The organism is Microbacterium sp. J1-1 (genome assembly GCF_024498615.1).
GTDB classification, from domain to species: domain Bacteria; phylum Actinomycetota; class Actinomycetes; order Actinomycetales; family Microbacteriaceae; genus Microbacterium; species Microbacterium aurugineum.
Genome location: NZ_CP089590.1, coordinates 1,068,812 through 1,092,784, shown reverse-complemented (window position 1 = coordinate 1,092,784; position 23,973 = coordinate 1,068,812). Strand labels below are relative to the sequence as shown.

23 protein-coding genes are annotated in these 23,973 nt (G+C 69.3%); 14 read left to right on the top strand and 9 right to left on the bottom strand.

What is annotated here, in order from left to right:
- Nucleotides 1-21: 21 nt before the first annotated feature.
- Nucleotides 22-2,145 (bottom strand): RecQ family ATP-dependent DNA helicase, encoded by a 2,124-nt coding sequence (locus tag LRQ07_RS05185; RefSeq protein ID WP_256536031.1) that lies wholly within the window; start codon nt 2,143-2,145, stop codon nt 22-24.
- 60 nt (nt 2,146-2,205) lie between these two features.
- Between LRQ07_RS05185 and LRQ07_RS05180 the strand changes: the two genes are divergently transcribed.
- From LRQ07_RS05180 to LRQ07_RS05145, 8 genes are all read left to right on the top strand, one after another.
- On the top strand, nt 2,206-2,625 hold the full coding sequence (locus LRQ07_RS05180) for a pilus assembly protein CpaE (protein ID WP_256536030.1): 420 nt from the start codon (nt 2,206-2,208) through the stop codon (nt 2,623-2,625).
- An 85-nt stretch (nt 2,626-2,710) separates the two neighbouring features.
- Entirely contained in the window at nt 2,711-3,685 is a 975-nt protein-coding gene (gene paaA, locus LRQ07_RS05175) for a 1,2-phenylacetyl-CoA epoxidase subunit PaaA (protein WP_256536029.1), read from the top strand.
- Nucleotides 3,685-3,990 (top strand): 1,2-phenylacetyl-CoA epoxidase subunit PaaB, encoded by a 306-nt coding sequence (gene paaB, locus LRQ07_RS05170; RefSeq protein WP_029262355.1) that lies wholly within the window; start codon nt 3,685-3,687, stop codon nt 3,988-3,990. The genes paaA and paaB overlap by 1 nt, the downstream gene beginning before the upstream one ends.
- The gene (paaC, locus tag LRQ07_RS05165) at nt 3,987-4,838 is read left to right on the top strand and encodes a 1,2-phenylacetyl-CoA epoxidase subunit PaaC (protein ID WP_256536028.1); all 852 of its coding nucleotides are present in this window, start codon (nt 3,987-3,989) and stop codon (nt 4,836-4,838) included. Before paaB ends, paaC begins: the two co-directional genes overlap by 4 nt.
- Nucleotides 4,832-5,326 (top strand): 1,2-phenylacetyl-CoA epoxidase subunit PaaD, encoded by a 495-nt coding sequence (gene paaD / locus LRQ07_RS05160; protein WP_047522724.1) that lies wholly within the window; start codon nt 4,832-4,834, stop codon nt 5,324-5,326. The genes paaC and paaD overlap by 7 nt, the downstream gene beginning before the upstream one ends.
- Before the next feature lies 1 nt (nt 5,327).
- Complete coding sequence (paaE, locus tag LRQ07_RS05155; protein ID WP_256536027.1) at nt 5,328-6,491, top strand: 1,2-phenylacetyl-CoA epoxidase subunit PaaE; 1,164 nt, start codon at nt 5,328-5,330, stop codon at nt 6,489-6,491.
- A 13-nt stretch (nt 6,492-6,504) separates the two neighbouring features.
- A complete protein-coding gene (locus LRQ07_RS05150; RefSeq protein ID WP_256536026.1) occupies nt 6,505-7,275 on the top strand; it encodes an enoyl-CoA hydratase/isomerase family protein in 771 nt (256 codons plus the stop codon).
- A gap of 76 nt (nt 7,276-7,351) precedes the next feature.
- Entirely contained in the window at nt 7,352-8,875 is a 1,524-nt protein-coding gene (locus LRQ07_RS05145; protein WP_256536025.1) for an ATP-dependent DNA ligase, read from the top strand.
- 7 nt (nt 8,876-8,882) lie between these two features.
- Here LRQ07_RS05145 and LRQ07_RS05140 read toward each other — a convergent pair whose 3' ends face one another.
- The gene (locus LRQ07_RS05140; RefSeq protein WP_047522748.1) at nt 8,883-9,392 is read right to left on the bottom strand and encodes a phosphoribosyltransferase; all 510 of its coding nucleotides are present in this window, start codon (nt 9,390-9,392) and stop codon (nt 8,883-8,885) included.
- A 163-nt stretch (nt 9,393-9,555) separates the two neighbouring features.
- Between LRQ07_RS05140 and LRQ07_RS05135 the strand changes: the two genes are divergently transcribed.
- Nucleotides 9,556-11,205, top strand: coding sequence for a thiamine pyrophosphate-binding protein (locus tag LRQ07_RS05135; RefSeq protein WP_256536024.1), 1,650 nt, complete (start codon nt 9,556-9,558; stop codon nt 11,203-11,205).
- A gap of 24 nt (nt 11,206-11,229) precedes the next feature.
- Complete coding sequence (locus LRQ07_RS05130) at nt 11,230-11,619, top strand: VOC family protein (protein WP_256536023.1); 390 nt, start codon at nt 11,230-11,232, stop codon at nt 11,617-11,619.
- Here LRQ07_RS05130 and LRQ07_RS05125 read toward each other — a convergent pair.
- From LRQ07_RS05125 to LRQ07_RS05100, 6 genes are all read right to left on the bottom strand, one after another.
- On the bottom strand, nt 11,616-11,990 hold the full coding sequence (locus LRQ07_RS05125) for a VOC family protein (RefSeq protein WP_047522708.1): 375 nt from the start codon (nt 11,988-11,990) through the stop codon (nt 11,616-11,618). The two genes, LRQ07_RS05130 and LRQ07_RS05125, sit on opposite strands and share 4 nt — an antisense overlap.
- Before the next feature lie 85 nt (nt 11,991-12,075).
- Nucleotides 12,076-12,699, bottom strand: a complete 624-nt coding sequence (locus LRQ07_RS05120) for a response regulator transcription factor (protein WP_232763159.1) — start codon at nt 12,697-12,699, stop codon at nt 12,076-12,078.
- Between the two features lie 2 nt (nt 12,700-12,701).
- Nucleotides 12,702-13,820 carry a sensor histidine kinase gene (locus LRQ07_RS05115; protein ID WP_256536022.1) on the bottom strand — a complete coding sequence of 373 codons (1,119 nt, stop codon included), beginning with the start codon at nt 13,818-13,820 and terminating at the stop codon, nt 12,702-12,704.
- Nucleotides 13,821-13,848: 28 nt separating this feature from the next.
- A complete protein-coding gene (locus LRQ07_RS05110; RefSeq protein WP_232762339.1) occupies nt 13,849-14,604 on the bottom strand; it encodes an ABC transporter permease in 756 nt (251 codons plus the stop codon).
- A 1-nt stretch (nt 14,605) separates the two neighbouring features.
- Nucleotides 14,606-15,580: an ABC transporter ATP-binding protein gene (locus tag LRQ07_RS05105; RefSeq protein ID WP_256536021.1), complete on the bottom strand. Its 975-nt coding sequence runs from the start codon at nt 15,578-15,580 to the stop codon at nt 14,606-14,608.
- Between the two features lie 324 nt (nt 15,581-15,904).
- Nucleotides 15,905-17,776, bottom strand: coding sequence for an FAD-dependent monooxygenase (locus tag LRQ07_RS05100; protein ID WP_256536020.1), 1,872 nt, complete (start codon nt 17,774-17,776; stop codon nt 15,905-15,907).
- Nucleotides 17,777-17,921: 145 nt separating this feature from the next.
- Between LRQ07_RS05100 and LRQ07_RS05095 the strand changes: the two genes are divergently transcribed.
- The gene (locus tag LRQ07_RS05095; RefSeq protein WP_256536019.1) at nt 17,922-18,632 is read left to right on the top strand and encodes an IclR family transcriptional regulator; all 711 of its coding nucleotides are present in this window, start codon (nt 17,922-17,924) and stop codon (nt 18,630-18,632) included.
- 120 nt (nt 18,633-18,752) lie between these two features.
- Here LRQ07_RS05095 and LRQ07_RS05090 read toward each other — a convergent pair whose 3' ends face one another.
- Nucleotides 18,753-20,132: an MFS transporter gene (locus LRQ07_RS05090; RefSeq protein WP_256536018.1), complete on the bottom strand. Its 1,380-nt coding sequence runs from the start codon at nt 20,130-20,132 to the stop codon at nt 18,753-18,755.
- Between the two features lie 87 nt (nt 20,133-20,219).
- On the opposite strand from LRQ07_RS05090, the gene LRQ07_RS05085 reads away from it, so the two are divergent.
- From LRQ07_RS05085 to hpaE, 3 genes are read left to right on the top strand one after another with little or no spacing between them, the layout of a single operon-like run.
- Nucleotides 20,220-21,743, top strand: coding sequence for a fumarylacetoacetate hydrolase family protein (locus LRQ07_RS05085; RefSeq protein WP_256536017.1), 1,524 nt, complete (start codon nt 20,220-20,222; stop codon nt 21,741-21,743).
- Nucleotides 21,740-22,426: a GntR family transcriptional regulator gene (locus tag LRQ07_RS05080; protein WP_131492447.1), complete on the top strand. Its 687-nt coding sequence runs from the start codon at nt 21,740-21,742 to the stop codon at nt 22,424-22,426. The genes LRQ07_RS05085 and LRQ07_RS05080 overlap by 4 nt, the downstream gene beginning before the upstream one ends.
- On the top strand, nt 22,423-23,922 hold the full coding sequence (gene hpaE / locus LRQ07_RS05075; protein ID WP_131492449.1) for a 5-carboxymethyl-2-hydroxymuconate semialdehyde dehydrogenase: 1,500 nt from the start codon (nt 22,423-22,425) through the stop codon (nt 23,920-23,922). The genes LRQ07_RS05080 and hpaE overlap by 4 nt, the downstream gene beginning before the upstream one ends.
- The last annotated feature ends 51 nt before the right edge of the window (nt 23,923-23,973 follow it).

Genomic DNA, 23,973 nt, shown 5'->3' with positions numbered 1-23,973 from the left:
CCCCCGCCGACAGGCCCAGCGTCATCCGCGCAGCGCCAGCGCGAAGGGCAACACCTCGGTCGCCCCGGCCTGTCGGAGCACGCGGGCCGCGACCGTCATCGTCCACCGGCTGTCCACCAGGTCATCCACGAGCAGCACGGGTCCCGACGGCACCTCGAGGTGCTGAGCGCTCAAGCGATCCCAGAGTCCGGCGAGACGGAAGACACTGTTCCCGCCCGGTCCGCCGGAGGGCCCGCCGCCGATGGGCTCGAGCGCACCGAGGTACGGCAGGCGCCCGACCTGGGCGAGACCGCGGGCGAGTGAATCGACCATCACGGGGTGCGAGCGCGACGGCAGAGCGACGACGGCGACCGGCCGCTCGGCCCACCCCCACCCCGCGAGCACACGGATGCACGCCTGGAGCAGTTGAGGAGTGACCTCGGCGTCGGGGGCGCCCGCAGCGAAGATCTCGCGCAGAGCCCCGCCCCACCCCAGATCGGTGAGGCGCGCCAGCGCCCGCCCCTCGCTCGCCTGCTCGTCGACGGGGATCCTCCCCTTGACCGGCACCTCGAGCCGGTCGGCGCCGGTCGGCCAGGCACGACGGGGCTCGATCGGGACCCCCACCCGGTCGAGGGACTCCGCGGCCTGCGAGCTCGCGGACTCCCCGACCTCCTTCGGAAACCATCCGCCTGCACAGTTGTCGCACCGCCCGCACGGCGCAGCCGTGTCATCGTCCAGCGCCCGCTGCAGGAACTCCATGCGGCACCCGTCGGTCTGCTCGTACTCGATCATGTGCTGCTGCTCGGCGAGACGCTCGGCGGCGATCCGTTCGTAGCGCTCCGCGTCATAGCTCCAGGGCTCTCCGGTGGCCACCCACCCGCCCTGCACGCGCCGGACCGCTCCGTCGACGTCGAGCACCTTGAGCAGCAGTTCGAGAGGCGTGCGGCGGATGTCGACCATCGCCTCGAGCGCCGGTGTCGAGATCGGGGTGTCTCCGAGGGCGCCGATGACCCGCTCCGCGCGCTCACGGTCGGGCATCGACGCCGTCGCGAAGTAGTGCCAGATGTCGCGGTCTTCGACGCCGGGCAGCAGCAGCACGTCGGCGCTCTCACTCGCACGACCGGCACGGCCGACCTGCTGGTAGTACGCCACGGGTGACGACGGAGCACCGAGGTGCAGCACGAAACCCAGATCGGGTTTGTCGAACCCCATCCCCAGGGCACTCGTGGCCACCAGCGCCTTGACCTCGTTGCGCTTGAGCAGTCCTTCGGATTCGGCGCGTTCCTCGGTGTCGGTCTGCCCGGTGTAGGCGCGCACGTCGTGACCGTGGTCGCGCAGCAGGCGGGCGGTGTCGACGGCGGCCGCGACGGTCAGCGTGTAGATAATGCCGGAGCCGGGGAGGTCATCGAGGTGGCTCAGCAACCAGGCGAGGCGGCTCGTCGAATCGCGTAGGCGCAGCACACCCAACCGCAGCGATGTGCGCGCGAGCGGTCCGCGGATCGTGAGCACCGGTTCGGCGGCCGCTTCGCCCGAGGGCTGGAGGGCGCCGAGCTGCTCGGCGACGTCGGCGACGACGCGGCTGTTCGCCGTGGCGGTGGTCGCGAGCACCGCCACATCGGTGGGCATCTGCGCGATGAGGTCACGCAGGCGTCGGTAGTCGGGACGGAAGTCGTGCCCCCAGTCGCTGATGCAGTGCGCCTCGTCGACCACGAGCATGCCGATGCGACGCACCAGCGCGGGGAGCTGCTGCTCGCGGAACGCGGGATTGTTGAGCCGCTCGGGTGAGACAAGCAGCACGTCGACCTCGTCGCGGTCGAGCTGCGCGAGCACGTCGGTCCATTCATGGGCGTTCGTGGAGTTGATCGCGACGGCCCGGACGCCGGCCCGTTCGGCGGCGGCGATCTGGTCGCGCATGAGTGCCAGCAGCGGCGAGACGAGCACCGTCGGTCCGGCCCCCTGCCTGCGCAGCAGAAGCGTCGCGACGAAGTACACCGCCGACTTCCCCCACCCCGTGCGCTGGACCACGAGCGCCCGGCGGCGCGCCTCGACCAAGGCCTCGATCGCCTCGTACTGGCCGTCGTGGAAATCGGCGTCGGGGCGGCCGACGAGTTCGCGCAGTGCGGCGAGTGCGGGCTCGCGGGTGTCGGCGGAGACGGAGGAGGTCATGTCCCCACTCTGCCCCACGCCGCCGACACGGTCGGCGGTCCCGTCGTCTAGCGTGGGGAGATGATCACACGCGAGCTCGCCGTCGCCCTGCGAGAGGCCGGGCTCGTCTGGCATCCCGCCGAGGGCGACCGCTTCCAGCTCGATCTGCCGGACGACGTCGAACTCGACGCCGAGGCCGACGTCTTCACGGTCAGCGAGATGACGATCGAGGCCCGACAGACGCCGAGTGGCACGGATCTGGCGTTCAACGGCACGACGGAGTGGGCGCTCGATGCGGTCACGCTGGCGGACGCCGTGTGGCTGCCGAGGGAGGACCAGCTGCGCGAGCTGCTGCGCGGCACGTTCCGCGCGCTGGTACGCCTCGACGATGCTTTCCGCGTCGACATCGAGATCGCCGACGCCGCGCTCTCGTTCGAGCATCCGGATCCGGCCGAGGCGTACGGGCGCGCACTGCTCACGTTGATCTCGCGCTCGCACTGAGCACCGTCTTGAATCCGATGCTCCTCTGTGTCAGAATTACCTAACGATCGGTCAGTAAAGATGACCGGATGTTGAGGAGTCGACGATGACCAGTCCCGCAGACCTGTCCCTGGTGGGCGACCTCTCCGATGAGGAGCGTCTCTTCGACGAACTCATCGCGAACGAACAGCGCATCGAACCGCGCGACTGGATGCCGGATGCCTACCGCAAGACCCTCGTCCGGCAGATCTCGCAGCACGCGCACTCCGAGATCATCGGCATGCAGCCCGAGGGCAACTGGATCACCCGCGCCCCGAGCCTGAAGCGCAAGGCGATCCTGATGGCGAAGGTCCAGGACGAAGCCGGCCACGGCCTCTACCTGTACTCCGCCGCCCAGACCCTGGGCACCACCCGCGACGAGATGATGGATCAGCTCATCAGCGGCAAGGCCAAGTACTCCTCGATCTTCAACTACCCCACGCCGACCTGGGCCGACATGGGCGCGATCGGCTGGCTGGTCGACGGTGCCGCGATCTGCAACCAGGTGCCGCTGTGCCGCGCTTCCTACGGCCCGTACGGCCGTGCGATGGTGCGCGTGTGCAAGGAGGAGTCCTTCCACCAGCGGCAGGGCTTCGAGATCCTGCTCACCCTGATGCAGGGGTCCGAGGAGCAGCGCGAGATGGCCCAGGACGCCGTGAACCGGTGGTACTGGCCGAGTCTCGCGATGTTCGGACCGCCCGACGACCAGTCCCCCAACTCGGCCCAGTCGATGAAGTGGAAGATCAAGCGGTTCTCGAACGATGAGCTGCGCCAGCGCTTCGTCGGGATGCTCGTGCCTCAGGCCGAGATCCTCGGAGTGACCCTGCCCGACCCCGACCTGCGCTTCGACGAGGAGACCGGCCGGTACGTGATCGGCGAGATCGACTGGGACGAGTTCTTCGAGGTCGTGCGCGGCAACGGCCCGTGCAATGCCGAGCGCCTCGAGCGCCGGCGCACCGCGCACGAAGAGGGCGCATGGGTCCGTGAGGCCGCGGCGGAGTACGCACGCAAGCAGGCTCTCAAGACCAAGGCGGTGGCATGATGGCGACGCCGGGAGCGGACGAGCGGGAGCCGTGGCCGCTGTGGGAGGTGTTCGTCCGCGCGAACCGCGGACTGAGCCACGTGCACGTCGGCTCACTCCATGCGCCGGATGCCGAGATGGCGATCCGCAACGCGCGTGACCTGTACACGCGCCGCGGTGAGGGCGTCTCGATCTGGGTCGCACCGGCGGAGGCGATCACCACGAGCGACCCCGACGCCAAGGGCGCCTACTTCGAGAGCCCGGCCGGCAAGAACTACCGGCACGCCGTGTACTACACGGCTTCAGAGGGAGTGCCGCACCTGTGAGCGCCCCGCACCCGGAAACCGCGCACGAGGACATCGACGTCCACGGCGACGTCTCGGTCGACGAGCTCCGCCTCTCGCAGGAGCTCTCGGGCACCGGCGCGATCGCCGCCTCCGCCGACATCGCCGAGTACGCGCTCCGCCTCGGCGACGACGCGCTCATCCTGTCGCAGCAGCTCGGCGCCTGGATCTCCCGGGCGCCGGAGCTGGAGGAGGATGTCGCGGTGGGCAACATCGCCCTCGACCTCCTCGGCCACGCGCGGTCTTTCCTTCACTACGCGGGGTCGTACGACGGCCGCAGCGAAGACGAGCTCGCCTTCTTCCGCGATGAGCCCGAGTTCCGCTGTGCGTGGATCGTGCAGCAGCCCAACGGTGACTTCGCCCAGACGATCGCCCGGCAGTTCGTCGTCGCCACGTTCATGTTCGAGCTCTACTCCGCACTGCGCGCCAGCAGCGACGAGACCTTCGCGGCGATCGCCGAGAAGTCCCTCAAAGAGGTCGACTACCATCGCGATCACGCCGTCCAGTGGGTCCTGCGCCTCGCCGGCGGCACCGAGGAGTCGCGCGCCAGGATCATCCGGGCACTCGGGGATGTCTGGCCGTATGTCGACGAGCTGTTCCGCGACGACGACCTGATCGACCGGCTCGACGCTGCGGCCGTGCGTCCGTCGAGTCTCCGTGCCGGTTTCGACGGCGTGGTCGACACCGTCTTCGCCGAGGCGGAGCTGTCGGTCCCTGCCGTCATGCCGTCCTCGGCCGGCGGGAGGCACGGCGCCCATGCCACCCCTCTCGGTCACATCCTCGCCGAGATGCAGGTGCTCGCGCGACGGCATCCGGGGGCGACATGGTGACGCTCACTCCGACGCAGGCTGCCTGGCGCATCGCCGCCGCCGTCCCCGACCCCGAGGTGCCCGTCCTCACGATCGAGGACCTCGGTGTGCTCCGTGCGGTCGAGGTCGACGGCACGCGGGTCCACGTCGACATCACCCCGACCTACAGCGGGTGCCCTGCGATGGACACGATCCGCGACGACGTGGTGCTCGCCCTCACCGCGGCCGGCTTCGACGAGGTCGAGGTGCGCCTGGTCCTCTCCCCCGCCTGGACGACGGACTGGATGACGGATGCCGGCAAGACCAAGCTCGCGGAATACGGCATCGCGCCGCCCTCCGGCCGCGCCGCCGTGTCGACCGGTCCCATCCGCGTCTCGCTGAGCGTGCGCTGCCCTCGGTGCGGCTCGCTCGATACCCGTGAGGTCTCGCATTTCGGCTCGACCTCGTGCAAGGCGCTGTTCGAGTGCCGTGCCTGCCTCGAGCCCTTCGACCATTTCAAGGTGCACTGACATGTCGCTCTTCACCTCCGCTCCGCCGCCCGTTCCGCGCGCAGCTGCGCCCCGCGCCGCCGCACCCCGCACGCGCGCCCGGTTCCACACGCTCGTCGTCGAAGACGTGCGTCCGCTCACCGACGACTCGGTCGAGGTGACCTTCACCGTGCCGGCGGCCCTCGCCGACGAGTACGACCACCTTCCCGGTCAGTACGTGGCGCTGCGCACGACCCTCGACGGCACCGAGGTGCGGCGCTCTTACTCGCTGTGCCGCGCCCCGGAGCACCGTGACGACGGACAGGACACTCGGCTGAGCGTCGCCGTGAAGCGTGACGAGGGCGGGCTCTTCTCCACGTGGGCCCAGACCGGCCTGCACGCCGGATTCGAGATCGACGTGATGAGCCCCCAGGGCACCTTCACCTCGGCGCTCGACGACCTCGATGACCGTCACGTGGTGGGGATCGCCGCCGGTTCCGGCATCACGCCGCTGATGGCGCTCGCGCACACGGTGCTGAACCGGTCCGACTCGTCGCGGTTCACCCTGCTGTACACGAACCGGGCGACGCTCGACGTGATGTTCCTGGAAGACCTCGCCGACCTCAAGGACCGCTACCCGACCCGGCTCGTACTGCACCACGTGCTGTCCCGTGAGCAGCGCGCGGCCCCAGTGCTCTCCGGCCGGATCGACGAAGAGAAGCTCCGCACGATCCTCGGCACGCTCATCCCGCCGTCGACCGTCGACGAATGGTTCCTGTGCGGGCCGCTCGCCCTGGTCGATCTCTGTCGCGAGGTGCTCGCCGACGTCGGAGTCGATCGCTCCCACATCCGGTTCGAACTGTTCACGACCGGTGACCAACCGGCACGTGCGGCCCGGCCGGTGCAGGTGCGTGCGGGCGAGAAGACCGTACGCATCGAAGTCACCCTCGACGGCGTCTCCTCGACGGTGGAGAGTCCGGTGGATGCGCATGAGTCGGTGCTCAACGCGGCGTTGCGCGTGCGCCCCGATGCCCCGTTCGCCTGCGCAGGCGGCGTCTGCGGGACCTGCCGCGCCCGGGTGCTCGAGGGCAGCGTCACCATGACCGAGAACTACGCCCTGGAGCCCGACGAACTCGAGCGCGGATTCGTGCTCACCTGCCAGTCCCATCCGACCAGCGACCGCGTGGTCGTGGACTACGACGTCTGACCCGGAGGCCCCCATGATCGACCTCGCCATCGCCGACGACGTCGCGACGATCGTGCTGAACGCGCCGTCGAAGCTGAATGCGCTCGACGAGCGGGCCCTCGCCGAACTGGAATCCGCATACATCGAGGCGGAAGGCGCGGGGGTGCGGGCGCTCGTGCTCCGCGGAGAGGGGCGCGCCTTCTGCGCCGGCCGTGACATCTCCGGGGTCGACCCCCGGGGCGACGATGTGCTCGGCTACCTCGGCGGCCTCGTGACGCCGCTACTGCAGCGCATGTCCCGGTTTCCCGCCCCGACGTTCGCGGTCGCCCACGGCGCCTGCCTCGGCGTGGGGCTCGGTCTCCTGATCGCGACCGATGTCGTGTACGTGGCCGAGTCGGCGAAGGTCGGCTCCCCGTTCGCGGCGCTCGGTGCGACGCTCGACTCCGGCGGCCACGCGCTCTTCCTCGACCGGCTCGGTGCGCACAAGACACTCGACCTGATCTACACGGGGCGCCTGATGAGCGGGGCCGAAGCCGTGGCGTCCGGCCTCTTCTCGCGCGCCTTCCCCGACGACGAGGTCGTGCAGGCGACGACCGCTGCCGCTGCCGCTGCCGCCCGCGGAGCCACCGCTGCCTTCCTCGCGAGCAAGGAGTTGGTCGCCCGCATCCGAGAAGAGCGGCTCACGCTGTGGGATGCGGTCGGCATCGAGAACGCCGCGCAGGCCGCCCTCTGCGACACCTCCGACTACCGTGAAGGGTTCGCCGCCTTCCAGGAGAAGCGGAAGCCGGAGTTCCGCGGGCACTGAGCGCGCCGGTCAGCGCGGACTCGGAACGTCGTGACCGACCGGCACCGATGTCGGACGCCGGTGCGAGAATGCCCAGATGATGCTCACAGAGCTCGTCCTCACGGCCGACCGCGTCGGGGCGACGTCGTCCCGGCTCGCCAAGATCGACGCCCTGGCCGACCTTCTCGCGCGCGCGGAACCATCCGACCTCCCCGCGTTGATCGGTCTCCTCCTCGCCTCGCCGCGCCAGGGCAGGCTGGGGGTCGGGTGGCGCAGGCTCACGGCTCTCGACATCACGCATGCCGACGATCCCTCGCTGAGCGTCGGAGACGTCGATGCCGCGCTCGACGTGCTCACCGCGACCTCCGGTTCCGGTTCCGCCGCCGCCCGCACCGGCATCCTCGTCGATCTGGCTGCGCGTGCCACGGCCTCGGAGTGGGACTTCCTGGTTCGCGCGATGCTCGGCGAGCTGCGCACCGGGGCCCTGTCGGGAGTGCTCCTCGATGCGATCGCGCGGGCCTCCGACCGTCCGGCCGCCGTCGTGCGCCGCGCGGCGATGTTGTCGGGCGACCTCGGCGAGACCGCCCGCATCGCCCTCACCGGAACCGCAGAAGACCTCGAATCCGTCGGACTGCAGGTCGGGCGCCCCGTGCTCCCGATGCTCGCGGCGACGGCGGCGACGACGACTGCGGCGCTCGAGATCACGGGTGAGGCGTCGGTCGAGTACAAGCTCGACGGCGCCCGCATCCAAGTGCACCGTCAGGGAGACGACGTCGGCGTCTACACCCGGAGTCTGGCCGACATCACGCACCGTGTGCCGGAGCTCGTCGAGATCGTGCGTGCGCTTCCGGTGAACGATGTCATCCTCGATGGCGAGACGCTCTCGCTCGATGAAGACGGAGGGCCGCGCCCGTTCCAAGAGACGATGTCGCGGTTCGGGGCCGAGGTGTCGAGAGACCTCGTGCTACGGCCGTGGTTCTTCGACGTGCTGCACGTGGATGGGCGCGACCTGCTCGACGAGCCGCTCTCCGTGCGGCTGGCCGAGTTGGAACGCGTGGCCGGCGACTGGCGGATGCCCGGGCTCGTCACCGCCGATCCGGAGGCCGCCGAGCGTCTCTCGCGCGAGGCCCTCGCCGCGGGCCATGAGGGAGTCGTGGTCAAGGCGATCGACGCCCCCTACGCGGCCGGTCGCCGAGGCAAGTCGTGGGTCAAGGTCAAACCCGTGCTGACCTTCGATCTGGTGGTCCTCGGCGCGGAGTGGGGTTCCGGCCGTCGTCGCGGTTGGCTGTCGAACCTGCACCTGGGCGCCCGCGACCCGGAAGGCGAGTTCGGCGACCCCGGCGGGTTCGTCATGGTCGGCAAGACGTTCAAGGGCCTCACCGATGAGCTCCTGAAGTGGCAGACCGAGCACTTCCCCGAGCACGAGTCGCACCGCACGGCGTCGACCGTGTTCCTGCGCCCGGAGATCGTCGTGGAGATCGCGATCGACGGCGTGCAGCGCTCCCCGCGCTATCCGGGGGGTCTCGCCCTGCGCTTCGCACGGGTCAAGGGGTACCGCGACGACAAGTCGCCGAGTGAGGCCGACACGATCCAGGCGCTTCGGGCGCTGCTGCGCGGGTGACGCGCGATCAGGCCGAGGGCGCCAGCCCGAGATCCTCTTCGCGCACGGTGCCGCGGAAAGACCACGGGAAGTTGATCCAGAGGTCGGTGTCCTTCCAGGCGAAGTCGGGCTGGATGATGGTCGACGGCTTGGTGTAGATCGTGACGGACCGCACGTCGGCACCCTTGTCCTTCAGCAGTTGCACGGCCAGCGCGAGCGTACGCCCGGAGTCGGCGACGTCGTCCACGAGCAGCACCCGGCGTCCGTCGAGGTACGCCATGTCGAGCTCCGGCGGAAGCACCTCGGGCGCATCGAGCACCGTGCCGATCCCGGTGTAGAACTCGACGTTGATCGCACCACAGTTCTTCGCACCGAGACCGTAGGCGATGGCACCGGCCGGAAGCAGACCGCCCCGCGCGATGGCCACGACCACCTCCGGCTCGAAGCCGCTGGCGAGGATGTCCCGTGCCAGATCACGCGTCGCCGCTCCGAAGCCATCCCAGGTGAGCGTCTCGCGCTCGATCGATGCATCTGTCATCTGAGCATTCTCCCGCATCGGCCGGCACCCCTCCGCCGGTAGAATGGGCGGGTCCGGCCACGCCGGTGCCTGAAAAAGAGGCACGAAGCACTCCACGACGACGCGGAGGCGAGACACATACGGATCCCGCAGTTCCTCCGTCCCTGTCTCGAAAGGCTTTCGCATGCCCACCGTGTCCGCGCACGTCGCCCTCACCCTCGCCCAGCACATCGACGCCGTCTTCGGGGTGATGGGAAACGGCAACGCCTACTTCCTCGATGCGCTCGAGAAGCAGACGGAGACCACGTTCACCGCCGTCCGCCACGAGCAGGGCGCCGTGGTCGCCGCCGATGCCCACTTCCGCGCATCCGGGCGGATCGCCGCGGGCACCTCGACGTATGGCGCCGGCTTCACCAACACGCTCACCGCCCTCGCCGAGTCCGTGCAGGCACACGTGCCGCTCGTGCTCGTGGTCGGCGATGAACCCACCTCGGGCCCCCGTCCGTGGGACGTCGATCAGATCGCGCTCGCATCGGCCGTCGGTGCGCGCACGTATACCGTCGGTCGTGCGGACGCCGCGGCCACCACCGTCATCGCGATCGAGCACGCCCTCACGTATCGGGTTCCCGTCGTGCTGGCGATCCCCTATGACGTTGCCTCTCTCGAAGCCGGAGAAGTGCCCGCTGCTCCGTCGCCGCGCGTTCCGGCACCCCTCGCGCCGCGCGGGGCGTTCGCCGAAGGGATGCTCGACGAGATCGCCGCCGCCCTGGCCGGTGCCGAACGACCGTTCCTGCTCGCCGGCCGCGGTGCCTGGCTCTCCGGCGCGAGCACGGCCCTGGGCGAGCTCGCCGCAGCCACCGGAGCGCTGACCGCGTCTTCCGCCCTCGGCCGTGGAGTGTTCCCCGAGACGCAGTACGACCTGGGTGTGACGGGCGGCTTCGGTGCGGACGGCGCGATGGAACTGATTCACACGGCCGACGTCGCCGTCGTGTTCGGCGCGTCGCTGAACCAGTTCACGATGCGATTCGGCGAGCTGTTCGCGCCGGGCACGACGGTGTTCCAGATCGACATCGCGCCCGCGGCGACGCACGCACACGTCGGCGGCTTCGTCCGCGCGGACGCACGAGTCGCTGCCGAAGCACTCGTGGACCGCATCGGCACGACCACGATCGCCAACCCTTGGCGGGAGAGCGTCGATGTCGCCTCTGCCCGCGCCTACGACGACGGGGACGACCTCGCTCCCGACGGCCGCCTCGACCCGCGCTCCGCGGCGCGGCGCATCGCCGAACTGCTCCCCGAAGATCGGATCGTAGTCTCTGACGGAGGGCACTTCATCGGATGGGCGAACATGTACTGGCCGGTCGCCGCACCCGATCGCATGATGATGGTCGGCACCGCATTCCAGTCGATCGGTCAAGGCTGGCCGAGCGTCGTCGGTGCCGCACTGGCGCGGCGCGATTCGACCATCGTCCTCACCTCCGGAGACGGCGGCGGACTGATGGCGATCGCCGACCTGGAATCCGCGGTCCGCTCAGCCGGCGGCCGGGGGATGGCCGTCGTGTGGAACGATGCGGCGTACGGTGCCGAAGTGAACCTGTACGGCCTCAAGGGGCTGGCAGAGGCCCCGATGCGCATCCCGGAGGTCGACTTCGCCGCGTTCGGTGCCGCCGTCGGCGCAGAAGGTGTCGTCGTGCGCACCCTCGCCGACCTCGATCGACTCGAGGCATGGACCGCCGAAGACCCCTCGTCGCGTCGGTTCCTGCTGCTGGACCTGCGCATCTCCGGGGATGTCATCGCCCCGTACCAGCAGGAGATCATCCGCGTGAACTCCTGACGGGAGCCGTGGCACACTCGGACCATGCCGGGATTTCATCATGTCGAGCTGTGGATCTCCGACCTCGACGCCGTCCGGTCGGAATGGCGCTGGGTTCTGACCCGTCTCGGCTTCACCCTCGACAGCGAGTGGTCCGGCGGGGAGAGCTGGGCAGCCGGCGGCGCCTACCTCACCCTCACGACCTCACCGAACCTGTCGGATACGGTGCACGACCGCCGCCGCGCGGGACTCAACCACCTCGCGCTCCAGGGTGGCGACCGGAGCGATGTGGACGCGATCATGGCTGAGGCAGCCAGCCGGGGTTGGCACCCGCTCTACGCAGACCGCTACCCGCACGCGGGCGGGGATCAGCACTACGCCGGATGGCTCGAGAACGCTTCAGGCTTCAAGATCGAGGTGGTCGCGGAACGCTAGGCGCCGTAGTCGGGAAGCTCCTGCAGCGTCCAGGAGTTGCCGTCGGGATCGTCGAAGGACACGAAACGCCCCCACGCGAGTTCGTCGACCCCTCGCGCCTCGACGCCGAGCCCCTTGAGGTGAGCAAGAGCCTCGTCCGCATCCGGGATCACGACCTGGATCGTGTTCTGCTTTCCGGGCTCGAGGTCGATGCCCAATCCCGTGCCGAAAGCGATCGAGCACGCCGATCCGGGCGGCGTCATCTGCACGAAGCGGAGTCCTTCGACCGGAGTCTGGTCCCAGTCCGCGTGGAAGCCGACCTTTTCGTAGAAGGCCTTCGACCGGTCCACATCGGTCACCGGCACGAAGATGAGTTCGATCTTCCAGTCCATCACACCCTCCTCTCGGGCGCCTTCGCCCGTCGGCATCCACGGTACGCGCGGGCACCGACATCGCCGCAGAGCGGGGTCCGGGTCGTCAGATCCATCCCTTGTCGAGTGCGATCCGCACCGCCTGGGCCCGGTTGCCCGCCCCGGTCTTCCCGATCGCCGCGGACAGGTGGTTGCGCACGGTGCCCGCGGAGAGGAACACCTCGGCGGCGATCGCCGCCGCTGAGCGTCCGTCCGCCGCGAGGCGGAGCACCTGCTGCTCCCGATCGCTCAGCGGGTTGGCTCCCTCGAACAGGCTGTCCGCCGCAAGCACGGGATCGAGCACGCGAAGCCCGGCATGCACCCGACGCACGGCCTCCGCGAGCTGTTCTGCCGGCGTGTCCTTCACGATGAAGCCGCTCGCCCCGGCGTCCAACGCCGAGCGCAGGTAGCCCGGTCGGGCGAAGGTCGTGACGACGAGCACCCGCGTCCCGGCACTCGCCTCGCGGATGCGGCGCGTCGCCTCCACACCGTCCATCCCCGGCATCTGGATGTCCATCAGGCACACATCCGGTCGCAGCTCCGTCGCGAGCCGCACCGCCTCTGCTCCCTCGGAGGCCATGCCGATCACGTCGAGGTCGGGCTCCAGATCGAGCAGGGCTCCGAGCGCCCCGCGCACCAGCGCCTGATCGTCGGCGATCAGCAGACGGATCGTGCCGCCGTCCTGCGACATGCTCACCACGTCACCTCCACCCGTGTGCCGGAGCCTCCGGAGGCACCCGCCGGCCCGATGACGAATCCTGCGCCCGCCGCCGCCGCGCGCTCGCGCATCCCGTGGATGCCGTTCCCTTCGCTCCCGCTGATGCCCACCCCGTCGTCCTCCACGATCATGCGTCCGGGCGCGAGTCGTACGAGCACCGTGCGCGCCCGCGAATGGCGGAGCGTGTTGGTGGTCGCCTCGCGCAGGATCCAACTCGCGGTGAGCGCCTGGGCGGGAGACAGCGCGCCGGGCTCACCGTCGACCCGCACCTCGATGTCGGCCGCGCGGAAGGAATCCTGCGACGACGCGAGCTGCTCCACGAGCGTCGTCGCACGCGCTCCCGCCACCGTCGAGCGCACACCCGCGATCGCCTCGGCAGTGAGTCGCTCGATGTCGGCGAGCTCAACCTTCGCCCGCTCCGGATCGGAGTCCATCAGGCGCCGCACCAGCTGCGCCTTGAGCCCGACGACCGTCAGCGAATGGCCGATCAGGTCGTGCACATCGCGGGCGACGGCTTCGCGTCCTTCGCTGGTCGCCAGTTCGAGGCCGAGTCGCTCCGCCTCCGCGGAACGGATGATGAGCCAGGTCGACACGGTGTTCACGACACCGAGCAGGACCACGATGGCGAGCACGGAGAGGTAGGTGGAGCCGCCGGGGATGAGGAAGACGCAGGCCACGGTGACCACGACGGCGCCGATCGTCGTGATCCAGTGCCAGACACGGGTCAGGCCATAGGACGCGAACGACATGATGAACGGCAGGAAGCTCAGGGCCGATCCACCCTCAGCCGGGACGGAGATCAGCGCGCAACCGATCAGCGCGGCGAAGGTGGCCCACTGCCGCCTCGACGGTGGGCGCCCCAGTCCCCCGCCCCCGCGCATGCCGTGGATGAAGCCGGTGATGTAGAGGACGACGAAGACGAACAGAGCGATCCAGCCGACGACGACCCAGGCCGGTGCCGCCTCGGAGTGCACCAGCGCGATCACCGGGTACACGAGGAACACGAGCCAGATCACGGCCATCAGCCAGCCGAACCGCGCCCACGGGTCCTTCCCGGTGGCGCGGTCCGCGGCGCGTGTCGAATGTCTCGTCATCCGTCCAACCTACTGTCGGTGCGTGCCGCTACTGGCGCGCCCGCGAGCGCTTGATTCCCATCGTCACCAGCAGGACGAACAGCGCGAGCCACACGGCGACGTTGAGGAACAGCATCCACAGTTCATCGGTCTGCCCCGTGGTGAGCACGCCTTCCGTGAGCGGCCAGCGACTCAGCGCGACGAAACCGTACAGAGGGGTGAACCGAGCGATGTCGAGCATCACGCCGTCGAGCGGCATGAAGACGTTGCCGAAGAACGCGAAGAACGTCATCGAGATGGAGGCGAGCGCCGCCGCGGAGTCCGAGCTGAAGAAGAGCCCGACGCCGAGGCCGAACAGTCCGTAGATCAAGCCGATCCCGAGGATGATGCCGGCGGTCGCGACCCAGCGCCAGGCATCCTCGACCTGTGCCCCCGTCATCATGCCTGCGGTGAAGACCGCCAGCAGGGCCAGGGCCGCGAAGGAGACGGCGGTGAGTAGCTTGGTCACCGCGTAGCCGGCGGTGGTGAGCGGGGTCATCGCCAGTTGGCGCCCCCACCCCTGCTTCGCCTCGGTCGCGGCGAGGGAGGTGAGCGAACTCATCGCCACGGCGGTGCCGTAGGCGGCCATCGACGTCATCACGTAGAACGAGACGTTGCCGTTGCCGGCGGACAGGGAGCCGTAGCCCATCCCGGCACCGAACAGCAGGTACATCGCGACCGGCATGGCCAGAGTGAACGCGAGCGTGTAGGGATTGCGCAGCTGGCGGACGCCTTCGATGCGCAGCATGGTGGGTGAGACGAGCATGTCAGTTCTCCGTCAGCGCCGTGAAGGCGGTTTCGAGGGTGGGAGCGGCGATCTCGAGATCGTGAGCGCCGTGGTCGAGGAGGAGGCGGGCGACGGCATCGGAGTCCGCGGCCCGCAGGCTCACCCGGTCACCGTCCAGGCGCACGTCCGCGATACCCTCCGTGGCCACCAACGTGGCGACGAGGGTCGTCGAGGTCTCGGCGACGGTCGCCGACACGGTGCGCTCTCCGAGGCTTGCACGCAGCAGCGCGGTGGGAGCGTCGGCGACGACCGTGCCGCGGTGCATCACCACGGTCCGGCGTGCGAACTGCTCTGCCTCTTCGAGGTAGTGGGTGGCGAAGATGATCGTGCGACCGGCATCCGCATCCGCCCGCATAACGTCCCAGAAGTGACGACGCGCGGTGACGTCCATGCCCGCCGTGGGCTCGTCGAGCACGAGGATGTCGGGGTCGGAGACCATCGCGAGCGCGAACTTCACCCGCTGCTGCTCGCCGCCGGAGCACTTCGCGACGCGGCGACGGGAGAGGTGATCCAGATCGGCGCGAGCCATCACCTCGGGAACCCGTCCCAGCGCGTCGGATCCGTGCAAGGAGGCGATGAGGCGCACGGTCTCGCCCACGGTCAGGTCGCCGAGCAGCCCGCCGGTCTGCAGCACGGCCCCGATCGCCCCACTCGACGTCGCGCGTTCGGGCGTGACACCGAGCACCCGCACGGTACCGCTGCTGGGTTCGGTGAGTCCGAGCAGCATGTCGAGTGTGGTCGTCTTGCCCGCGCCGTTGGGGCCGAGCAGCGCGACCACCTCACCGCGTCGGATCGACAGGTCCACGCCGTCGACCGCGTGCACGCGGCGGTCGCCCACGCCGAAGTGTCGCTTCACGGCGCGCAGTTCGAGCACCACGGGATCATCGTTCGGGACCTCGGATGCCGGTCGCGCGGTGACCCGCGTCGCCGACTCGCCCACGGAGGAGTTGTTCATGCCTCCAGCCTCGCCCGTCGCGGCAACGGAGTCCGGAGGGCAGTGTCATCTCCTCGACATGACACATGTCATGTCCACGCCCCGCCCCTGCCCCCGCACCCCTTCCCGCTCGCGCTCCCCGCACCCCGTCCCCCGCTCGCCCCCGTCCCCCGACATGAAGGAGAACTCACGACATGAAGGAGCAGATGGCCTGAACGCTCCTTCTATTCGTGTGTTCTCCTTCAGGAGGAGCGGCCCGCCCTGCCGCTGGAGCCTGCCGCTGGAGGCGGAGAGGGAAACGGAGAGGGAGGCGGAGAGGGAAACGGAGCGCAAGGCTCCGTTGCCTCACCCCGCGGGAAGGAAGGCCCCGTCGAGGAAGCCCGCCAACGCAGCCGTGTCATCGAGCGGGAAGATCGCCGCGACGTACTGGTCGGGTCGTACGACGACCACCACTCCGTCGCGCGACAGCTCACGCGCCGCGAAGATGTCGGTATCACACCACTTGCTGGGGCCCGCTGCGTAGACCTTCTCCCAGTCGGTGAGCCCGAGGGGGCCGGTCTTCGGCTGGAACAGCGCGGGAGCCGAAGTCACTTCCACCTCTTCGAACGGCTGCTGGTAGACCGCCTTGACGTCGAAGAGTGCATCCACGTCGGCATCGGCCGGCGTGAAGCGGGCGAAGAGCGGCTCGGCCTTCTCCGCCCAGGCGGCGAGCGCGTCACCGGTGCGGTCGCCGAACGCATAGACACGCCAGCGTCCGTCGGCCTTCGCGTGATGGCCCAGGTGGATGACGTTGCCGTCGCCGACCCGCACGACCTCGGCTGACTTGAAGCGCTTGCCGAGCGGATAGCCGGTCGCGAGCGCCTGATGGGCGCCTGTTCCGGTGATCATGGACGAGGTGTACTGCGTCATGAACCCGGAGGGGAACTCGGCGGTGGCGAGGTAGTAGGTCGCCAGCTCGTTGGGGTCGGAGATCTCCTCCGGCTTGCGCGCCATCAGCGTCGACCACTCCCGATCGAAGTCGATGAGCTGCTGTGCCACCGGTCGCCGTTCCGCCCCGTACGTCGCCAGCAGCGTCTCGGGGGCGCGCCCCGTGAGGACCGAGCCGAGCTTCCAGCCGAGGTTGAAGCCGTCCTGCATCGAGACGTTCATGCCCTGGCCGGCCTTGGCGCTGTGGGTGTGGCAGGCGTCGCCGGTCAGGAACACCCGCGGGGTGCGTCCCGATTCGTCGATCACGTCGTCGAAGCCGTCGGTGACCCGGTGACCGACCTCGTACACGCTGTGCCAGGCGACCTCGCGTACGTCGAGCGTGTAGGGGTGCAGGATCTCGTTGGCCCGGCGGATGATCTCCTCGATGGGCGTCTGCCGCACCCGGTGGTCATCGTCGTCGGCGACTTCACCCAGATCGATGTACATGCGCGAGAGGTACCCGCCCTCACGCGGGATGTGGAGGATGTTGCCCGCTTCGGAGTTGATCGCGCACTTGGTGCGCCAGTCCGGGAAGTCGGTGTTGACGAGGACGTCCATCACGCCCCACGCGTGCGCCGAGGACGCGCCCACGTGCGTCCGCCCGATCGCCTGTCGCACACCGCTGCGCGCGCCGTCGCAGCCGACGACGAACCGGGCACGGATGGTCCGCTCCTCGCCGACGCGCTCCCCCGCGACGTAGCGGATCCCCACCTCGACCGGGTACGCGCCGTCGTCGTGGACGGTGAGGCCGGTGAACTCCACGCCGTAGTCGGGGACGATCCTGCCGGGGCCGTGCGCAGCGGACTCTGCGAAGTAGTCGAGGACGCGCGCCTGGTTGACGATCAGGTGCGGGAACTCGCAGATGTCGTAGGCGTAGTCGGACGTGCGGGAGGTACGGATGATCTCGTCGCGCTTGTCGGGGTTCGGGCCCCAGAAGTTCATCCAGCCGATGTTGTACGCCTCGGCGATGATCCGCTCGGCGAATCCGAACGCCTGGAACGTCTCGACGCTGCGTGGCTGGATGCCGTCCGCCTGACCGAGCGGGAGACGTCCGCCGCGCTTCTCGATGATCCGGGTGGAGATGCCGGGGTACTGCGACATCTGAGCGGCGAGCAGCATGCCTGCGGGTCCGGAGCCGACGATGAGCACGTCGATCTCGTCCGGGATGTCGGCGGGCCGGTCTGCACCGATTCCGGCGGCGTCCTGCACGCGCGGGTCAGCGGAGACATAGCCGTGGTGGTGGAACTGCATCGTCGTCGATTCCTTCCGGACTTCTTCGTCGGTCTTGCCTGCGGGTCTTGCTTTCGTCGAACGCTGTGTTCTATATTCGAACATACTGTTCTACTATTGAACACAGCGTAGTCCGCGGCGCCGCACATCGCAAGGGAGCACCCGCATGCCCGAGAACACGAAGACCTCCCCCGCCTCGCAGACCCTGAGCCGCGGCATCCGCATCCTCGAAGTCCTGGCCGACGCGCGCGGGGCGCTCACGATCGACGAGATCTCTGCCCGCCTCGGGGTGCACCGCTCGATCGCCTACCGCCTGGTGCGAACACTCGAAGACCACCGCCTGGTGACGCGCGATGCCGCGGGGGCCGTGGGTCTCGGCGCCCGGATGGCGGCGCTCGCGGCCGGTGTCGCCCATGACCTCCAGGCCGAAGCGCTCCCCGAGCTCACCGCGATCGCCAACGAGCTGGGCATGACATGTTTCCTCGCCGTGCTCGACGGCGGGGAGTGCATCACGCTGGCGAGCGTCGAGCCCCGCCATGCGGTCGCCAGTGTCGCGCAGCGCCCCGGCGCCCGGCATCCCGTCACCGTCGGCGCACCCGGCAAGGCCATCCTGGCGCAGCTCCCGGCTGCCGAGTGGCCGGCGGGCGCCCCCTCCTCCCTCCCCACAGACGTCGAGACGACGAAGGACCGCGGCTTCGCGACCAGCCACGACGAGGTCATCCCCACCGTGCAGTCGGTGGCGGTACCGCTCGCGCTCCGGGGTCAGCGCCCCGCCGCGATCGCCGTCGTGCACGTGGCGACCGCGCTCGATGATGCCGCGATCGCCGCGCGCCTCCAGCGTTCGGCCGAGGCCATCCGCGACTCCCTCGCCGGCTGACCCGGCCACAAGAGCGCGTGCGAGATCAAAAACGCGCGCCTACGGGTGAGTAGACGCGCGTTTTCGATCCCGCAACGGAGCGAAGAGCGAGACCGGGGCAAAGAGCGAGACCGGAACGGGTCAGGCCTTCGCGAGTCCGTGGATCGGGCTGACGGACTGCTCCGCCTCGTGGTCCGGCCCGAGCGGAATGCCGGAGCGATCGCGCAGCAGCAGCGTGGCGATCAGTCCGAGAACCGTCATCCCGGCGAGGTACCACGTGACGGCGTCCGTCGAGCCGGTCGCGCTCACGATGGCCGTGGCGATCGTCGGTGCGAACGCCCCTCCGGCGATCGCGCCGATCGCGTAGGAGATCGATACTCCTGAGAAGCGGATGCTCGCAGGGAACAGTTCGGCGTACAGCGCCGCCTGCGGGCCGTAAGTGAAGCCGAGACCGATGGTCAGGATCGCGAGACCGGCGAACAGCAGACCGATCTCGCCGGTGTTCACGAGCGGGAACAGGGTGAACACACCGATCAGCTGCAACACCCATCCGATGACGTAGGTCGTACGACGGCCGATGCGGTCGGACAGCCATCCGGCGAGAAGGGTCGTGAGCAGCCAGGTGACAGCAGAACCCGCGACAGCCCAGAGGACCGGTCCGCGCTCGAGGCCGATCGACCCCTCGGGGTTGGTCGCGTAGCCCTGGATGTAGCCGCCGGTGGTCATGTAGCCGACGGCGTTGTTGCCGGCGAACACCAGGGCCGCGATGATGACGAGCAGCAGGTGCTTGCGGAACAGCTGCGCGATCGGCATCTGCGCCTTCTCCTTGCGCGCGGCGAGTTCGGTGAAGACCGGGCTCTCCTCGACCTTGCGACGCACGTAGTAGCCGACGAGGATCAGCACCACGCTGAGCAGGAACGGCACCCGCCAGCCCCAGGCCATGAACTGCTCGCCGGGAGCGATCACGGTCATCAGCGCCATCACGCCCGAGGCGAGGAGCAGGCCGAGGGGAACGCCGATCTGCGGCGACGCGCCGAAGATACCGCGCTTCTTGCGCGGAGCGTGCTCGACGGCCATCAGCACCGCGCCACCCCACTCACCGCCGGCGGAGATGCCCTGGATGATGCGGAGCAGCACCAGCAGGATCGGCGCCGTGATCCCGATCGTCTCGTACGTGGGCAGGAGACCGATGAGCGCCGTCGCGGCGCCCATCAGGATGAGCGTCCACATGAGCACGGTCTTGCGCCCGAGCTTGTCGCCGTAGTGCCCCGCGAGGAAGGCGCCGAGCGGGCGGAAGAGGAAGCTGACGCCGACCGTCGCGAAGGCGACCAGCGCACTGTTCGCGCCCAGCGGCTCGAAGAACAGCTGCCCGAACACGAGTCCGACCGCTGTGGCATAGATGAAGAAGTCGTACCACTCGACGGTGGTTCCGACGACGGTTGCGAAGACGACGCGGCGCCGATCGGCCGATGTCGCGATGGTTCCGGTGGGCGTGAACCCATCCTGTGACTGCCCGCTCATGGGGTGTCTCCTTCTGGTTGTGACCGCATTGTCACGGCGCGCAGCGGAACGGATCCAAATGCTTGCCGAGGGGTGAACCGATGATATATGATTTCGAATACGACGCACAAGGCGTCGCAGACGAGCGCGAGGAGGCGCCCCGTGACGGAGACCATCAGCCGCCCCGGCAAGATCATCGCGATCCATCTGAGCTACGCGTCCCGTGCTGATCAGCGCGGCAGGCGCCCCGCCTCCCCCTCCTATTTCTTCAAGCCGGCGAGTTCCGTTGCCGCCTCCGGAGGCACGGTCGAACGCCCTGCCGGCACCGAGCTGCTCGCCTTCGAAGGGGAGATCGCCCTCGTGATCGGCACGGCGGCGCGTCGGGTCCCGCTCGCCGAGGCCTGGTCGCACGTCAGCGGGGTCACCGCATCGAACGACCTCGGCTTGTACGACCTCCGCGCGAACGACAAGGGCTCGAACGTCCGCTCCAAGGGCGGCGACGGCTACACACCGCTCGGCCCGGACGTCATCGACGCCCGCTCGGTCGACCCCGAAGCCCTCCGGGTGCGCACCTGGGTCAACGGCGAACTCCGCCAGGACGACACCACGGCGGGGCTCATCTTCCCCCTCGCACAGCTCGTGGCCGACCTCTCCCAGCACTTCACCCTCGAACCCGGCGACGTGATCCTCACCGGCACCCCCGCCGGCTCCTCCGTCATCGTCCCCGGCGATGTCGTCGAGGTCGAGGTGGACGCCCCGACCGCTCCCGGCGCCCCGACCTCGGGCCGACTCATCACCACCGTGACGCAGGGCGATGTCCCGTTCGACGGCGACCTCGGCTCACTCCCCGCCGTGGACGATCTGCAGCGCACCGAGGCCTGGGGTTCACGCGAGGAAGCCGGCCTCCCCCCTGTCGAGAAGGCTCCCGCGCTCTCGCCCGAGCTGCGGACGCTGCTCCTCGAAGCCCCGACCGCCGGGCTCTCGGCGCAGCTCCGCAAGCGTGGCCACCACTCCTGCTTCATCGACGGGGTGTCGGTCAACATCCCGGGTCGCAAGATCGTCGGCACCGCGAAGACGCTGCGGTTCGTGCCGTTCCGCGAAGATCTCTTCACGGCCCACGGCGGCGGGTACAACGCCCAGAAGCGCGCCTTCGACGCGGTCGACCAAGATGAGGTCATCGTCATCGAGGCACGGGGCGACGCCACCACGGGCACCCTCGGCGACATCCTCGCGCTCCGGGCGAAGACCCGCGGGGCGGCCGGTGTGGTCACCGACGGCGGGGTCCGCGACTTCGATGCCGTGGCCGAGATCGGTCTGCCGGTGTTCTCCCAGGGCGCGCACCCGTCGGTCCTCGGACGCAAACACGTGCCGTGGGACGTGGATGTCACGATCTCCTGCGGCGGGGCGACCGTGCAGCCCGGCGACATCATCGTCGGCGACAGCGACGGCGTGATCGTCATCCCTCCCGGCCTGGCGGAAGAGGTGGCCGCCGATGCGGTCGCCCAGGAGATCGAGGACGCCTGGATCGCCGAGCAGGTCGCCGCCGGGCATCCGGTCGACGGACTGTTCCCCCTCAACGCGGAGTGGCGCGCCCGCTACGAGGCCGCCACATCCGACCGGGGACAGCGATGACCACGGTCGCCAGCACCAGCAAGTCGGAGCAGGCGTACACCTGGATCCGCTCCCGCATCGCTGCACACGTCTTCGGCCCGGGATACCGCCTGGTGCTCGGCGCGATCGCCGAGGAGCTCGACATGAGCGTGGTTCCAGTCCGGGAAGCGATCCGCCGTCTCGAAGCCGAAGGTCTCGTCACGTTCGAACGCAACGTCGGCGCGCGGGTGACGCTCGTGGACGAGAGCGAGTACGCGCACACCATGCAGACCCTGGGGCTCGTCGAAGGCGCCGCCACCGCGCTCTCCGCTCCGCTGCTCGACGCCGACGCTCTCGCCGAGGCCGCGGAGGTGAACGAGCGCATGACGCGACTGCTCGACCACTTCGACGCACACAGCTTCACGGAGTTGAACCGTCAGTTCCACTCCGTGCTGTTCGCCCCGTGCCCGAACCCGCATCTGCTCGACCTCGTCCATCGCGGCTGGGCCCGGCTCTCCGGCATCCGCGACACCACGTTCGCCTACGTCCCGGGGCGCGCCCACCACTCGGTCGACGAGCACACGCAGATCCTCGAACTCATCCGCGAAGGGGCGGACCCGCTCGAGATCGAGCTCGCCGCCCGCAACCACCGTTGGCGCACGAGGGACGCGTTCCTCGATGCGCTGCACACCCGTACCGCTCACGCCACAGGAGAACCGTCATGACTGATTCGCGCATCCCCGCCGACCTTCCCGACCACATCCAGCACTACATCGACGGCGCGTTCGTCGACTCCGTCGACGGCGACACGTTCGATGTCCTCGACCCGGTCACCAACCAGGCCTACACGACCGCCGCCGCCGGGAAGAAGGCCGACATCGACCTCGCGGTCGCCGCCGCGAGGCGTGCGTTCGACGAGGGCCCCTGGCCGCGGATGCTCCCGCGCGAGCGGTCACGCGTGCTGCACCGGATCGCGGACATCGTCGAGTCGCGGGACGCCCGCCTGGCCGAGCTCGAGTCCTACGACTCCGGCCTCCCGATCACTCAGGCTCTGGGTCAGGCCCGTCGCGCCGCCGAGAACTTCCGCTTCTTCGCAGACCTCATCGTGGCGCAGTCGGACGATGCGTTCAAGGTTCCCGGCCGCCAGATGAACTACGTCAACCGCAAGCCGATCGGCGTCGCGGGCCTCATCACACCCTGGAACACGCCCTTCATGCTCGAGTCGTGGAAGCTCGGCCCCGCGCTCGCGACCGGCAACACGGTGGTGCTCAAGCCCGCCGAGTTCACCCCGCTGTCCGCCTCGCTGTGGGCGGGCATCTTCGAGGAGGCCGGTCTTCCGCAGGGTGTCTTCAACCTCGTCAACGGCCTGGGCGAAGACGCGGGCGACGCGCTGGTCAAGCACCCCGACGTGCCGCTCATCTCCTTCACGGGCGAGAGCCGCACCGGACAGATCATCTTCGGCAACGCGGCCCCGTTCCTCAAGGGCCTGTCGATGGAGCTCGGTGGGAAGTCGCCGGCCGTGGTCTTCGCCGACGCCGACCTGGAAGCCGCCGTCGACGCCACGATCTTCGGCGTGTTCTCCCTCAACGGCGAGCGCTGCACGGCAGGATCCCGCATCCTCGTCGAGCGCTCGATCTACGAGGAGTTCGTGGAGCGCTACGCGGCGCAGGCGAAGCGCGTGAAGGTCGGCTACCCCCACGATCCGGCCACCGAGGTCGGCGCGCTCGTCCACCCCGAGCACTACGACAAGGTGATGAGCTACGTCGAGATCGGCAAGACGGAGGGGCGCCTGGTCGCCGGCGGCGGTCGTCCGGAGGGCTTCGAGGAGGGCAATTTCGTCGCCCCCACGGTGTTCGCCGACGTCTCCCCCGATGCCCGCATCTTCCAGGAGGAGATCTTCGGGCCGGTCGTCGCGATCACGCCGTTCGACTCCGACGAGGAGGCACTGTCGCTCGCGAACAACACGAAGTACGGGCTCGCCGCCTACATCTGGACCAACGACCTCAAGCGCGCGCACAACTTCGCGCAGTCCGTCGAGGCCGGCATGGTCTGGCTGAACAGCAACAACGTGCGCGACCTCCGCACCCCGTTCGGCGGTGTGAAGGCCTCGGGTCTCGGCCATGAGGGCGGCTACCGCTCGATCGACTTCTACACCGACCAGCAGAGCGTGCACATCACGCTCGCGGCTCACTCGCACAACCCGACCTTCGGCAAGAACTGACCCTCTCCCCGCGCTCCGGTCGCGATATGTCACCCTATTCGGCTCAGAACG